General features: G+C 46.4%; 14 protein-coding genes and 1 tRNA gene. All 15 read left to right on the top strand.

The features are described from left to right. On the top strand, positions 1 to 531 hold a 531-nt coding region (locus AACP44_RS06340; RefSeq protein WP_339339634.1), incomplete at its 5' end, for an OmpH family outer membrane protein. A 27-nt stretch (positions 532 to 558) separates the two neighbouring features. After that, on the top strand, positions 559 to 1593 hold the full coding sequence (lpxD, locus tag AACP44_RS06335; RefSeq protein WP_339339633.1) for a UDP-3-O-(3-hydroxymyristoyl)glucosamine N-acyltransferase: 1035 nt from the start codon (positions 559 to 561) through the stop codon (positions 1591 to 1593). A 29-nt stretch (positions 1594 to 1622) separates the two neighbouring features. Then, on the top strand, positions 1623 to 2057 hold the full coding sequence (fabZ, locus tag AACP44_RS06330) for a 3-hydroxyacyl-ACP dehydratase FabZ (RefSeq protein WP_339339632.1): 435 nt from the start codon (positions 1623 to 1625) through the stop codon (positions 2055 to 2057). 41 nt (positions 2058 to 2098) lie between these two features. Then, a complete protein-coding gene (gene lpxA / locus AACP44_RS06325) occupies positions 2099 to 2869 on the top strand; it encodes an acyl-ACP--UDP-N-acetylglucosamine O-acyltransferase (protein ID WP_339339631.1) in 771 nt (256 codons plus the stop codon). A 13-nt stretch (positions 2870 to 2882) separates the two neighbouring features. Beyond that, on the top strand, positions 2883 to 4052 hold the full coding sequence (lpxB, locus tag AACP44_RS06320; protein ID WP_339339630.1) for a lipid-A-disaccharide synthase: 1170 nt from the start codon (positions 2883 to 2885) through the stop codon (positions 4050 to 4052). Between the two features lie 98 nt (positions 4053 to 4150). After that, a complete protein-coding gene (gene rnhB, locus AACP44_RS06315; protein ID WP_339339629.1) occupies positions 4151 to 4771 on the top strand; it encodes a ribonuclease HII in 621 nt (206 codons plus the stop codon). 63 nt (positions 4772 to 4834) lie between these two features. Further along, entirely contained in the window at positions 4835 to 8437 is a 3603-nt protein-coding gene (gene dnaE, locus AACP44_RS06310) for a DNA polymerase III subunit alpha (protein ID WP_339339628.1), read from the top strand. A 121-nt stretch (positions 8438 to 8558) separates the two neighbouring features. Further along, a complete protein-coding gene (locus AACP44_RS06305; protein WP_339339627.1) occupies positions 8559 to 9509 on the top strand; it encodes an acetyl-CoA carboxylase carboxyltransferase subunit alpha in 951 nt (316 codons plus the stop codon). Between the two features lie 39 nt (positions 9510 to 9548). Continuing rightward, complete coding sequence (gene tilS, locus AACP44_RS06300) at positions 9549 to 10880, top strand: tRNA lysidine(34) synthetase TilS (protein ID WP_339339626.1); 1332 nt, start codon at positions 9549 to 9551, stop codon at positions 10878 to 10880. A 79-nt stretch (positions 10881 to 10959) separates the two neighbouring features. Beyond that, positions 10960 to 12441, top strand: coding sequence for a glutamate--tRNA ligase (gene gltX, locus AACP44_RS06295; protein ID WP_339339625.1), 1482 nt, complete (start codon positions 10960 to 10962; stop codon positions 12439 to 12441). A 130-nt stretch (positions 12442 to 12571) separates the two neighbouring features. Continuing rightward, a tRNA-Ala gene (locus AACP44_RS06290) sits at positions 12572 to 12647 on the top strand. A gap of 298 nt (positions 12648 to 12945) precedes the next feature. Further along, positions 12946 to 13551, top strand: coding sequence for a hypothetical protein (locus AACP44_RS06285; protein WP_339339624.1), 606 nt, complete (start codon positions 12946 to 12948; stop codon positions 13549 to 13551). Between the two features lie 9 nt (positions 13552 to 13560). Beyond that, the gene (locus tag AACP44_RS06280; protein ID WP_339339623.1) at positions 13561 to 13983 is read left to right on the top strand and encodes a heavy metal-associated domain-containing protein; all 423 of its coding nucleotides are present in this window, start codon (positions 13561 to 13563) and stop codon (positions 13981 to 13983) included. A gap of 9 nt (positions 13984 to 13992) precedes the next feature. Next, on the top strand, positions 13993 to 14358 hold the full coding sequence (locus AACP44_RS06275; RefSeq protein WP_339339622.1) for a hypothetical protein: 366 nt from the start codon (positions 13993 to 13995) through the stop codon (positions 14356 to 14358). Then, entirely contained in the window at positions 14355 to 14615 is a 261-nt protein-coding gene (locus AACP44_RS06270; RefSeq protein WP_339339621.1) for a metal-sensitive transcriptional regulator, read from the top strand. The genes AACP44_RS06275 and AACP44_RS06270 overlap by 4 nt, the downstream gene beginning before the upstream one ends. Positions 14616 to 14625 lie beyond the last annotated feature (10 nt).

Here is a 14625-nt window from a genome sequence, read left to right as displayed (position 1 = left end):
CCGAGATGGAGATTTATTGTGAATAAACTGATTAAGCTAAGCCTGCTTGCCGTTGTATTATGTGCTTCTATTGCCGCCAATGCCCAAGGCAAGATTGCGGTATTTAATGCTCAACAAGCCATTATCAATACAGAGCTTGCCCAAACGCGCTTAAAAGCTCTGCGCGAAGAGTCTAGCTATGCAGAAAACCGCAAGCAGTTAGAAGCTTTAGGCAAAAGCTATCAGGATAAGCTAGCACAGTTGCAAAGAGATGCGGCTGTGATGAGTGCAGAGCAGCGGCAGAACGAAGCTAAAATTATTCAGGAAAAGCGTACCGATATCGAGTTTGTGCAAAGAAAATTACAAACCGCAGAACAGCAATTATTTCAAGCGGTTGCTCAGGAAATGGCGCCTAAAATGCAACAGGCGGTGAGTGAGTTGATCAAGGCTGAGGGTATTGGTTTATTGCTTAATCAACAAGCGGCTTTGCACGTAGATAGCAGCTTTAGTATCACGGCAAAAGTGACCGATAAACTTAATCAAGCCAAGTAACAACCTGAACGGCTTAGGTGCTGAACAATGGCTGATCATCAATATAGCTTGGCCGAATTGGCTGAGCTATTAAGTGTGAAATATGTAGGCGATGCGGAACTTGTTATTTCCGGATTGGCTACGCTGGCTAATGCTGGGGCAGGTCAGCTAAGTTTTCTTGCCAATCCAAAATATAAAAAAGCGTTGGCAACTACCCGTGCCGAAGCGGTTATTGTTGCTGCCGATATGGAAGGTGTCGGCCCAGCCAATCGTTTAATTTCTGATAATCCATACCTGACTTACGCAAAAGCTTCACAACTATTCGCAGCATCCTCTTTGCCACAGACCGGCATTCATCCCTCGGCTGTTATCAGCCCCAGCGCCAGCATTGATCCCAGCGCCTACATTGGCGCCAATGTCACCATTGCTGAGCATGCGGTTATTGGTGCTGCTACGGTGATTAATGCCGGCTGTGTAATCGGTAACAATACAGTACTGGGCGAAGCTTGTTTGCTGCATGCCAACGTCAGTCTATATCATGATGTTAGCTTGGGTAACCGCGTCATTGTTCACAGCAATACCGTTATTGGCAGTGACGGTTTTGGTTTCGCTCCTTCGCCGGATCGTGATCAGGGCGGTTGGGTCAAAATCGCTCAGCTCGGTGGTGTGGTTGTCGGTGATGATGTTGAGATTGGCGCCGGTTGTACTATAGATCGCGGCGCTCTGGATGATACTCGTATTGGCGATCGTGTGATTCTTGATAATCAGATACAAATAGCTCATAACGTTGAATTGGGCGTTAATACCGCTATTGCAGGCTGTGTGGCAATTGCAGGCAGCACCAAAGTCGGTAAAAACTGTACCATAGCTGGGGGTGCGGCTATTACCGGCCATCTCACCATTGCCGATAGCGTTCATATTACTGCCTTTACTTTAGTGACTAAATCGATTGCCAAAGCCGGCACCTATTCTTCTGGTACGCCGATGCAAGAGAACCGTATTTGGCGCAGAAACGCGGTAAGATTTTCGCAGTTAGATGAAATAGCGAAGCGATTAAGCGATTTGGAAAACAAAGTAGACTAAAGTCAGTTTGATAGGTTTAACCATCCGTCATGGATATAAAAGAAATACAGCAATATCTACCACACCGCTATCCGTTTTTATTAGTAGATAGGGTGGAGGAATTAAACCTCGGTGAGTCCATTACCGCGATTAAAAATGTTTCTATCAATGAGCCATTTTTTCAAGGTCATTTTCCACAGGTCTCGATAATGCCCGGCATGTTAATTGTTGAAGCCATGGCTCAGGCTTGCGGTATTTTAGGGTTTAAAACCTTGGACAAAACGCCGGCCGATGGCTCAATTTATTTATTTGTCGGTGCTGATAATATACGTTTTAAACGACAAGTGGTGCCGGGTGACCAGTTGGTATTAAAAGTCGAATATGTGTCTGATCGTCGTGGTATCTGGAAATTTAAAGGCAACTGTTATGTGGATGGTCATCTTGCCGCTACGGCTGATATTATGTGTGCCGACAAATCGTTTTAATATCGCAAGAATAAATAGCATAAAAATAGGAAGATTCGGTTTTGATAGATTCTCGAGCAATTGTTGACCCCAGCGCCATCATAGCCGACGATGTTGAAATCGGCCCATGGACCATTATTGGGGCAGATGTGGAAATAGGCTCAGGGACGGTGGTGGCTTCCCATGTAGTGATCAAAGGCCCGACTAAAATCGGCGCTAACAATAAAATATTCCAGTTTTCTTCCGTCGGTGAAGATACCCCCGATTTAAAATATCAGGGCGAGCCCACCCGTTTGGTGATCGGTGATAATAATGTCATTCGTGAAGGTGTCACCATTCATCGCGGCACGGTTCAGGATCGCGGTGAAACGATTATTGGCGACAATAATTTATTGATGGCCTATGCGCATATTGGCCATGACTCAGTCGTTGGCAATCATACGATTTTTGTTAATAACAGTGCTATTGCCGGTCATGTCACCGTTGGCGATTGGGCAATTCTTGCCGGCTATACGCTGGTTCATCAGTTTTGTCAGATAGGTGCTCACAGTTTTACCGGCTATGGCAGTCAGTTGGGTAAAGATTTGCCGGCCTATGTCACAGCCACTGGCCAACCGGCTGTACCAAAAACGATCAATGTTGAAGGCCTGCGTCGCAGAGGTTTTAGCAGTGAAGCGATTGCCGCCATTCGCCGTGCTTATAAAGTGGTTTATCGTCAGGGTCTGACTACCGAAGAGGCGATAGTGAAATTGCGAGAAATGCAGCAGGAACATCCAGAAATTATCTTGCTAACTGAGTCTTTGGAGGCTTCCACACGCGGGATAGTGCGTTAAACGAGACGGTTCTATGTCGACAATACGTATTGGCATTGTAGCGGGTGAGGCTTCGGGCGATATACTTGGCTCAAGCCTTATGCAGGCCATTAAACGTAAACACCCTAATGTAACCTTTGAGGGTATTGGCGGTCCGCTGATGATTGCCGAGGGCTTTGATAGTCATTTCCCGATGGATCGTTTGTCGGTTATGGGTCTTGTCGAACCGCTTAAACGATTACCTGAATTACTGCGTATTCGTCGCCATCTAAAACAGCATTTTATCGATTCACCCCCCGATCTGTTTATTGGTATTGATTCGCCGGACTTTACCCTGAATATTGAGCTGGCACTTCGCAACCAAGGTATTTTAACCGCGCACTATGTTAGCCCTTCGGTATGGGCCTGGCGTCAGGGGCGAGTGAAAAAAATCGCCAAAGCGGTGGATAGGATGTTGACGCTATTACCTTTTGAAGCCGAGTTTTATCATCAACATAATGTTCCAGTCACTTTTGTCGGCCACCCTCTGGCAGATAAATTTTCTATTGAGCATGCTGAATTAGCTATGCAAAAACAATCTGCAAGAAGTGCTTTATCTTTAGATGATAACGCTACCATTGTAGCTTTACTGCCGGGTAGTCGTGGCGGTGAAGTAAAAATGTTAGGCCAGTGTTTTATTGAGACGGCACGCTGGTGTTTACATCAGCGAGCAGATCTTAAGTTTGTGATTCCCGCCGCTAATGATCAGCGTCGACAGCAGTTAGAAGCTTTGCTGCAACAGCATGGTGAGGGTCTGCCAATCACCTTGGTCAATGGTCAGTCGCAAAAGGTAATGGCAGCAGCGGATATGGTGCTAATGGCGTCGGGTACCACGACATTGGAGGCCTTGCTATTAAAAAAACCAATGGTCGTTGCCTATCGTTTCGCCGCCCTTAGTTATTTTATGATTTCCCGTCTGGTTAAAGTGCCGTATTTTTCTCTGCCCAATTTATTGGCAGGAGAAGAGCTGGTGCCCGAGGTGTTACAAAAACAGGTGCGAGCTGACATGTTGGGTCCACTGGTATTGGCAGGGCTACACAAAGAGGCTCAGGCGCAGATTATTGACCGGTTTACCGATATTCATAAAACCTTGAAGCTTAATGCTAGCGAGCGTGCAGCGGATATTTTATTGACGATGATTGAGAATAACCGAGAGCAGCGATAAGGTTTTGGTATTGGGCCTAATGTGTTTTTTTGCGCGCATTGGATATCGACCTATGAAATTCAGCACTTCAACGCCATCTAACTAACCAGAGCAAAACCATGGAGCCATTGATCTCTGAACCATTTATCTCTTCCTACAAAGGCCACCTGTTCGCCGGTGTGGATGAAGTAGGGCGCGGACCCTTGGCGGGTGATGTCGTCGCTGCCGCCGTTATTCTTGACCCCGACAACCCCATCGAGGGATTGGCTGATTCCAAAAAACTGACCGAAAAAAAGCGCGAAGTTTTATTCCCGCTGATTCAACAGCGAGCTTTAAGCTGGTGTGTGGCGCGTGCTTCGGTACAGGAAATTGATCAAATAAATATCCTGCAAGCCAGTCTGTTGGCAATGAAACGCGCTGTTGAAGGTCTGGCACAGCAGCCAGAGCATGTGCTGGTAGATGGCAATAAAATGCCTGCATGGCGCTATCCCGCCGAGGCAGTCGTTAAGGGAGATAGCCGGGTACAGGCAATCGCGGCAGCCTCGATTTTGGCCAAAGTAGTCCGTGATCGGGAAATGGTAGTTTTTGATCAGCAATACCCTGAATATGGCTTTGCTGGCCACAAGGGCTACCCCACCAAAGTACATCTGGCGGCTTTGGAAAAATATGGCCCCACGGCTATCCACAGAACCAGCTTCGGGCCAGTAAAAAAGCGGATGGAGCAAATGGCCTTACTGTGATGATTCCGTTACACTCGAAATCCATAAATACTCTAATTATCACCGATTAATCGTAGTCTTCTTATGAGCGTTTCTTTCGTCCATCTCCGCTTGCACAGTGAATTTTCACTGATTGATGGCCTGACTCGTATTAAACCGTTGGTGAAACAGGTCGCAGAGTCAGGGATGCCGGCTGTGGCATTAACGGACCACACCAATTTCTATGCCCTGATCAAATTTTATAAGGCAGCGGTCGGCGCCGGTATTAAGCCTATTTACGGCAGCGACTTTCATGTTATGGACGACCATGATGAAAGCCAAATCAGTAGTCTTTGTTTATTGGCGCAAAACAATCAAGGTTATCGCAACCTCACCGAATTAATATCCAAAGCCTATCAGCAAGGCCAGTATTTGGGTGCGCCCTATATCAAAAGCTCTTGGCTAACGCAGTATAACGAGGGATTGATCGCTCTCTCGGGTGGTCGTAAAGGCGAAATAGGCCAGGCATTACTGGCATCGCGACATGATCAGGCCCAGCAGCGGTTGGGCGAATTAATGGCGTTGTTCCCCAACCGTTTTTACCTTGAGCTACAGCGTACTGGCCGCGAGTATGAAGAAGATTATTTGCATGCCGCGATTGAGTTGGCGGTTGCCATGGATTGTCCGGTGGTGGCCACTAATGAAGTCTGTTTTCTTAATGGCAGCGATTTTGAAGCCCACGAAACCCGTGTCTGTATCCATGATGGCCGGGCGTTGGATGATCCCCGTCGTTCACGTGCCTATAGTGACCAGCAGTATCTTCGCACCCCGGAAGAAATGGCCGAGCTATTTAGTGATATTCCAGAGGCTTTGGCTAATACCGTTGAAATCGCCAAGCGTTGCAATGTTGAGATTGCGCTGGGTACTTATTATCTGCCCGAATACCCCATCCCTGACAATTTTGAAAAGGATGCTTTTTTTAAGCAAGAATCCTATGTCGACCTGCAGCAACAAACTGAAAAATCCCTAAAGACAAAATGGCAGGGCAAGGAAGATACGCCCGACTATGCCAAGGAATTAATGACGGGAATCTTCTTTAGAAAAATTTCTATAGAGGGTTTAAACGAACGGCTGGATTTTTTATTCGGTGATCAGGCTAAAGATAAAGCACCGGTGTATCGAAAGCGACTGGATTTTGAGCTCGATATTATTTTGGAAATGGGTTTCCCCGGTTACTTCCTGATCGTTATGGACTTTATCAAATGGTCTAAAGATCACGATATTCCGGTAGGGCCGGGGCGTGGTTCGGGTGCCGGTTCGCTGGTGGCCTATGCCCAAAAAATCACTGATCTTGATCCGCTGGAATATGATCTGCTATTTGAGCGCTTCCTAAACCCTGAACGTGTTTCCATGCCGGATTTCGATGTCGATTTCTGTATGGCTAACCGTGATCAGGTAATTAACTATGTGGCCGAAAACTATGGCCGCGATGCGGTAAGCCAGATTATTACCTTCGGTACCATGGCGGCCAAAGCGGTAGTCCGCGATGTAGCCAGAGCTCAAGGCAAGTCCTATGGCTTGGGCGATAAACTGTCAAAAATGATCCCTTTTGAAGTTGGTATGACCTTGCAAAAAGCGTTTGAGCAGGAACAGACGCTTAGAGATTTTTTGCAAAATGACGAGCAGGCACAAGAAATTTGGGATATGGCGCTGCAGTTAGAAGGTATTACCCGTAATGTCGGTAAACACGCCGGCGGTGTGGTCATTGCGCCTTCAAAGCTGACCGATTTTGCGCCGCTTTACTGCGATGAAAGTGGTGAGGGCCTGGTTACCCAGTTCGATAAAAATGATGTTGAAGAAGCCGGTTTGGTTAAGTTTGATTTTCTCGGCTTGCGCACGTTAACCATTATCGATTGGGCGGTTAAAATGATTAACCGTCCCCAAGCCGATGGCAGCAGCCTTAATATTGAAATTGAACGAATCTGTTTAGAGGATCAGGCCACCTACCAGCTGCTAAAACGCGCCGAAACGACGGCGGTGTTCCAGCTTGAATCTCGCGGTATGAAAGATTTGATCAAGCGCCTGCAACCGGACAATCTGGAAGATATGATTGCGCTAGTGGCCCTGTTTCGTCCGGGCCCGCTCGACTCCGGTATGGTCGATGACTTTGTTAACCGTAAACACGGCCGTGCCGAAGTGGCCTATCCTGATGCCCGATATCAACATGAATGGCTAAAACCCATTCTTGAACCCACCTATGGCGTTATCGTTTATCAGGAGCAGGTTATGCAGATCGCGCAGGAACTTGCCGGTTATAGTCTGGGTGGCGCTGATATGTTGCGTCGGGCAATGGGCAAGAAAAAGCCTGAAGAAATGGCCAAACAGCGTCAAACGTTTGAGGAAGGTGCAAAATCCAAAGGTGTTGACCCAACCTTGGCAGTCAAGATTTTTGACTTGGTAGAAAAATTTGCCGGTTATGGTTTTAACAAATCCCACTCCGCTGCCTATGCCTTGGTGTCTTATCAAACGGCGTGGTTAAAAACACATTATCCGGCTGAGTTTATGGCTGCCACCATGAGTTCGGAACTACAAAATACCGATAAAATTGTCACTTTTATCGAAGAGTGCCGAGCGATGAAACTGGATTATCGCCTGCCTGATGTCAATGAAGGCGAGTATATGTTTACCGTTAACAAAGAGGGTGCGATTGTTTACGGTTTGGGTGCCATTAAAGGCCTAGGCGAAGGCCCAATAGAAAATATTATTGCCGCTCGCGACAGCGGCGGCCCATTTACCAACCTGTTTGATTTTTGTGAGCGCACCGATCCGCGCAAAGTCAACAAGCGTGCCATCGAAGCCTTAATACGCTCAGGTTCGTTCGATACTTTGGGTGTGGAAAGAGCGGTGTTGTTGTCCTCCATGCCGGCAGCGATAAAAGCCGCCGAACAAAGTGCCGGTAATCGTGATGCTGGCATGATGGATTTATTTGGCGATGTGGTTCAAGCCGATGATAGCGGTGATGTTTATGCCGATCATCATAAAGTCAGGCCGTTGACTGCCAAAGAAAAACTCGGCGGTGAGAAAGAGACTCTGGGTCTCTATGTTACCGGTCACCCGATTGATGAATATGAAAAAGAACTGCGTCAGTTTGTTCGCAATCGTATTGTTGATTTAAAAGCCGACTTCAATCATCAGACCATAGCAGGTCTGGTGGTGGATCTGCGTACCATGAAAAACAAACGCGGCGAGACTATGGCATTTTTAACCCTCGATGATCGCTCGGCGCGTATTGAAATCAGCTTGTTTTCAGAGGCCTTTGAGCAGGCGCGAGAAAAGATCAGCAAAGGTGCGATTTTGGTGGTAGAGGGCAAAGTCAGCTTTGATGATTATTCGGGCCAGCTAAAAGTCCGCGGTAGCACCGTAAAGACCTTGTTAGACGCTCGCCAATCCAATGTCAAAGCGCTGGAGCTGAGTCTGCAAAATACTGATTTTAACGGTGGCAGCGGCTTTAGTAGCGAGTTTAAGCACATACTAGAGCCCAGCCGGTTAAATGGACGTTGTCCAGTCTTAATTGACTATCAACGCGATGGCGCCAAAGGCCAGCTTAGATTGGGCAGCGAATGGCAAATTCAGCCCAGCGATGAGCTTATTCAGCGGTTAAAAGATCGCTTTGGTGACGATAGCGTGCAACTGAATTTTGTCGAGTAAAGCGATTTTTAGCGCCACAGAAGGTCGACTATAAGGCCGTAATCGCGTATCGTTGCGCACAGTATTTAGCCGTTTAAGCCTGCGGGCTTATAGGAAAGACAACAAACTCTGAACTGAGATTATGAACCCCAACTACCTAGATTTTGAACAACCCATCGCCGAACTGGAAGTAAAGATTGAAGAGCTACAGCTGGTGGGTTCTGATAATGACATCAATATCGGCGAAGAGATCAACAAGCTTCGCGAAAAAAGCATCAAGCTGACCGAAAAAATCTATTCAGACCTCAGTCCATGGGAAATCGTTAAAGTAGCGCGTCACCCTATGCGCCCATATACCCTAGACTATATCAGCCGCGTCTTTACCGACTTTGAAGAGCTGCATGGCGACCGTCACTTTGCCGATGACTCGGCGATTGTCGGTGGCTTGGCTCGTTTAAATGGTGAGCCGGTGATGGTTATCGGTCAGGAAAAGGGCCGTGGTGTGCAGGAAAAGGTCAAGCGCAACTTTGGTATGCCCAAACCGGAAGGCTACCGCAAAGCGCTGCGGCTGATGGAGATGGCCGAGCGTTTTAACTTGCCTATCGTCACCTTGATCGACACCCCGGGCGCCTATCCGGGTATTGATTCAGAAGAGCGCGGTATCAGTGAAGCCATTGCCCAAAATCTGGCAGTGATGTCGCGACTCAAAACACCGGTTATCTGTGTGGTGATTGGCGAAGGCAGCTCTGGTGGTGCTTTGGGTATCGGCGTCGGCGACCATTTGGCGATGTTACAATATGCCACCTACTTTGTTATTTCCCCTGAAGGCTGTGCCAATATTATTTGGAAAACCTCAGAAAAGGCGCCTGATGCAGCAGAGGCTATGGGTCTTACCTCAACCGTACTGGAAGGTCTCGGCATAGTCGATGCGACCATTAAAGAGCCTCTGGGTGGCGCCCATCGCGATATTGATACCATGGCCAGCCGTATTAAAGAACATCTGATCGAGCAGTTGGCAGCACTCAAGGCCATGCCGCAAGATCAGCTACTAGACAAACGCTACCAGCGCTTGATGTCTTACGGCAACGAGTAAACCTAGGGTGGCTTTACATCCACCTGACTGAGCCAGAGTATGTCTTTTTCACCTAGCCAACTGGCTACACAGCTTACGCCTTTTCTGCATGCCCCGCGTTGGTTGGTGGCTTACAGTGGCGGTGTTGATTCCCATGTGCTGTTGCACAGCTTAATGCAATACCCCGATCATCCTCCCATCGAAGCTATTCATATTAATCATCAGCTGCAAGCTGAAGCCGATTGGTGGGCCGATCACTGCCAGCAACAGGCCGATCAACTAAATATTCCATTGCATACCCGGCGGGTTACACTGGAGAACACAGGCAACTTTGAACAACAAGCCCGTCAAGCGCGCTATCAAGCTTTTGAATCCGAGCTTAATGCCGGTGATATCCTAATGCTGGGTCATCATTTGGACGATCAGGCAGAAACGCTAATGCTGCGTTTATTGCGCGGCAGTGGTTCCCGCGGGGCCGCCGCCATGCCAGCCAGCCGCCCGTTAGGGCAAGGGCAGCTGGCTAGACCTTTGCTCGATATTCCCCGTAGCGTGATCAAGCAATACGCTGAAGACCATCAGTTGCAGTGGATTGAAGACCCCAGTAACCAGTGCAGTGACTATGATCGCAACTTTCTACGGCTGCAATTATTGCCAGCGCTGGCCTCACGTTGGCCGGCATACCGCCAGACCTTGGCGCGAGCGGCATCCTTGAGTGGGGAAACGGCCGATTTAACCGATCAGTTGGCGCTATTGGATTTTGAGCGTGCTGGGGTTTCTCCGCAACAAACGTCCTTCCCGATTACACTATTAGAAAACCTCAGCCGAGCCAGACAAAAAAATCTGCTGCGCTATTGGTTGAGAGCCAACGGAGTTAGCATGCCCTCTGTTAGCCAGTTAGAGGTTTTATTAGAACAGGCGCTTAATGCCGAGCAGCAGGCACAGCCATTAATCCGTTGGGGTGAAATCCAAATCAGGCGTTTTAATGGCGCGCTGTTTGTGATGAACCGGCAGCCCGAGTTTGATAGCGCCCAGATTTTTAATTGGGATTTATCGATGCCTTTGCCGTTGGAGCAGGGGAGTTGTCTATTAACCCAGTCTCACCAAGGTCGAGGTATCAATCTGGCGCGGTTAAACGCTGCCAGCGTAACGGTACGTTTTCGGCAGGGCGGTGAGCGCTGCCAACCAGCGGGGCGGGCCCATTCCCAGAGCTTAAAAAAATTATTTCAGGAATATCAATTAGCCCCGTGGTTAAGGGATAGAGCGCCGTTACTCTACTGTGGTGATGATATAGTTGCCGTGGCTGACTTATGGGTTTGTGAGGGCTGGGAGGCTGGGCCGGCTGATCACGGTGTCAATCTTATCTGGGAGCCCGATCACAGCCAGAGGGGGTGAGAAATCATCCGTCAGCCCGTATAATCGAGCGCCTTAAACTAATGCCTTAAATTAATGATAGTAAAGAGCAATACTCGCTATGACCGCACGCACCCGCATTGCCCCATCGCCGACTGGTGACCCCCATGTAGGCACGGCTTATATAGCCCTGTTTAATCTTTGCTTCGCCCGTCAGCATGGCGGTCAATTTGTGCTGCGGATTGAAGATACCGACCAGAGCCGTTCAACTGCCGAGTCCGAGCAGGCGATTTTTGATTCGCTGCGTTGGATGGGATTGGAGTGGGATGAAGGCCCTGATGTCGGTGGTGAATTTGGCCCCTATCGTCAAAGTGAGCGCAAGGGTATCTATGCTGAGTATGCCGAGCAATTGATAACCAAAGGCCATGCCTTTCGCTGTTACCGCACCGCGCAAGAGCTAGATGAATTGCGTGCGAATTTAAAACAGCAGGGCCTAAATCGGGCGCTAAAACCCTGCGACCTTGAACTACCCGAAGACGAAGTAGCAAAACGCGAAGCCGCCAATGCTCCCTACGTTATTCGGATGAATGTGCCGATGGCAGGCAAAGTTGAGATTGAGGATATGTTGCGCGGCACCATGGAGCTGGATTGGGCGCTAGTCGATGCGCAAATTTTGCTGAAATCAGACGGTATGCCTACCTATCATCTAGCCAATGTGGTCGATGATTATCTAATGAAAATCACCCATGTTCTGCGCGGTGAAGAATGGATAAATTCCGCCCCGAAACATAAATTGCTGTATCAGTATTTTGGTTGGGATATGCCCGCGCTTTGTCATTTACCTTTGCTCCGTAACCCTGATAAATCCAAACTTAGCAAACGTAAAAACCCGACCAGCATTTTATATTATCAGCGCATGGGTTACTTGCCGGAGGCGCTGGTAAACTACTTGGGCCGAATGGGTTGGTCCATGCCGGACGAAAGTGAAAAATTTAACCTACAACAAATGCTGGATAATTTTGATATTCAGCGCGTTAGTCTCGGCGGTCCAATTTTTGATGTCGAAAAACTTAGCTGGTTGAACGGTTTGTGGATTCGCGAGGATCTAAGTCAGGAACAGCTGGCACAACGTTTACATGACTGGGCTCTTAACAAAGAAACTCTATTAAAAATACTTCCCCATGCGCAGCAACGCATGGAAACCCTGAGTGATTTTGCACCCATGGCTGCATTTTTTGCATCCGGTATGTTGCCGATCAATGCCGATAGTTTTGCCGGTTTAAAACTGCAAGATGAGGATTTAATCCAGACTTTGCAATTTGCCTTATGGCAGTTGGAAGGCTTGGCAAACTGGCAGCGTGATGATATTTTTACCGCCATAAAAGCGGTCGCTGATAGCATGGAAATCAAAGTTAAAGACTGCTTTGCGCCCCTATTTATCGCTATAGCCGGTACCACCGCCTCAGTCTCCGTGATCGATTCAATGACCATTCTGGGGCCGGATATGTCGCGGGCAAGACTACGCTTTGCTATTGAGCAATTAGGCGGGCTAGGTAAGAAAAAACTCAAGAAACTGGAAAAGATCTATAGCGACAAATTCTAAGTCTGGCTGAATAGTCGCACCGGGCGACATAGATAGGCTTAAACGTCAATAAGCTATTGATTGTTAGACTTTTTTCCTGCAGTTATTGACAACCAGAGTGTCCCCGCTTATGATGCCGCCTCCCAAATTCGGGGCTATAGCTCAGCTGGGAGAGCGCTACACTGGCAGTGTAGAGGTCAGCGGTTCGATCCCGCTTAGCTCCACCATACAAACGTTAAATTTTGACGACTTAAAGGCCTGCCTTGTTGCAGGCCTTTTTGTGTCTGGCGAATTCAGTTCGCACCTCTATAAGGGAAGTTGCAGTGTCAGTCTTCTCAGTCATTTCTGATGTGCCATTTAACTAGTGAAGTGATTCTATTTATTATGATGGCTAGACTATAAGCTATTGATTTTATCTGTCTTTTTCAAAAAATCAGGCAAGTGACAAAACTTCTTATAAATAAATCGACACTCAACAGCAAAGAATAATTGTGTAACCAACTTCAGAAATGTACCATACCCCCTATGGGTATAAAATATTTAGTCCTTATAATTCTCGCAACACTTTCTCTTAGTGTAGATGGCAGGCCGGTATCTTATCCTGGCGGCTACACCTTAATGACTAGATCAGATAATTTCCAAAATTCTATTTATTTGCATTACTCGCCTAGCTACAAATACGCAATTGGAGTTGAGGGTAAAAAAGACAAGCTTGTTGATGAACATTATTCATTGCTTAGATTGACCTATCTGATTAATCGAAAAAATACCGATAATTCTCAAAGAAATTTATACTTTCAAACCGGATATAGTTTGGATTCTAGTGATCATTCTTTTTTTGGTATTCATGGCGATTGGGAAACACGGCGTTATTTTATGGGATTTGACTTAAAAAAAGTTGAGTCAAAAAATCAAGATTATTTTGAGCAGCAATATCAAATAGGTTTTGCTCCATATCTTGGCGAGTATGACGATCTTCACACATGGATTATGTTGAAAAGCAGAAAAAATTCAATTACAGATAAAACTTCAACCTATCCTTACCTAAAATTATTCAAAGGAAACTATCTTTTGGAACTGGGCTACAACGGAAATTCTGATTGGGACTTTCACTTTATGCATAGATTTTAAGGAGCAGAGATGAAAAAGATCTTTTTTGTTTTGCTTGTTTTCTCATCATGGGTATTGGCAGATCAGCAAGACCACATGATGCATCATTCTTATGAAGACCAACAAAATATAGCGCAACATAAAAACGAAACATTTATCGATGGGGATAAATTTGGTGTTGATAAGAACAGGTTTAACAACTTTGTTAAAAATCTTAGCAACGTCCAGGTGGCCATCATCAGTGTTCAAGGCATGGTCTGTGATTTTTGCGCTAGAGGTATCGAGAAAACCTTTAAAAAGGATTCGAATGTTATCAATATTGACGTTGATTTAAATAAGGGCAAGGTTTTAGTCGCATACTCAAAGAATAGTGAGATAGACTTTGCTGATATTAAGGAAAAAATAACTGCAAACGGTCAAAATGCCATAAACATGGAAGTTATTACACTCTAGCGTATTGATATGAAAAACAATTCGACTAACTTTATCTCATTGTTTTTATCAACTTCAACATTGGTCTGCTGCGCTATGCCGGCACTTTTTGTTGCACTTGGCGCAGGGGCATCATTTGCAAGTTTGATGAGCTTTTTGCCCTTTCTGGCCATCTTATCTCAATATAAAATTGCCATTACTTGCTTTGCAGCCGTTATGCTGATTATTGCTGGTTTTGCCAATTACAAATCGCAATATGCACCTTGTCCAGCAGAGCCGGAATTGGCAAAACTTTGTATGCAAACCAGAGCACGTTCTAAGTTTATATTTACTCTGTCTTTAGCAGTTTTTACATTTTCAACAATTTTCACTTATATAGTGCCGAGGATTATATGAGCCACCCATGTCACAAAGAACAAATAGCTAGTATAAATAGAGTTGAAGGTCAGATTCGTGGTATTGCTAAAATGATTGAAGAAGAAAAGTATTGCATTGACATTCTTAATCAATTAAAAGCTGCTAAAAGTGCAATTTCAACCATAGAGGGTAAAATTTTAAAAACACACTTAAAAAACTGCTTAAGAAATACGCTAAACAGTGACGTAGATTTTGAAGAAAAAGTCGAAGAGCTTCTTAAAACGCTAAAAAGATAACTTATTTATA

The organism is uncultured Oceanicoccus sp., assembly GCF_963968385.1.
Lineage (GTDB): Bacteria > Pseudomonadota > Gammaproteobacteria > Pseudomonadales > Dasaniaceae > Oceanicoccus.
The sequence above is the reverse complement of the archived record's forward strand: the minus strand, read 5'-3'. Positions and strand labels throughout refer to the sequence as shown.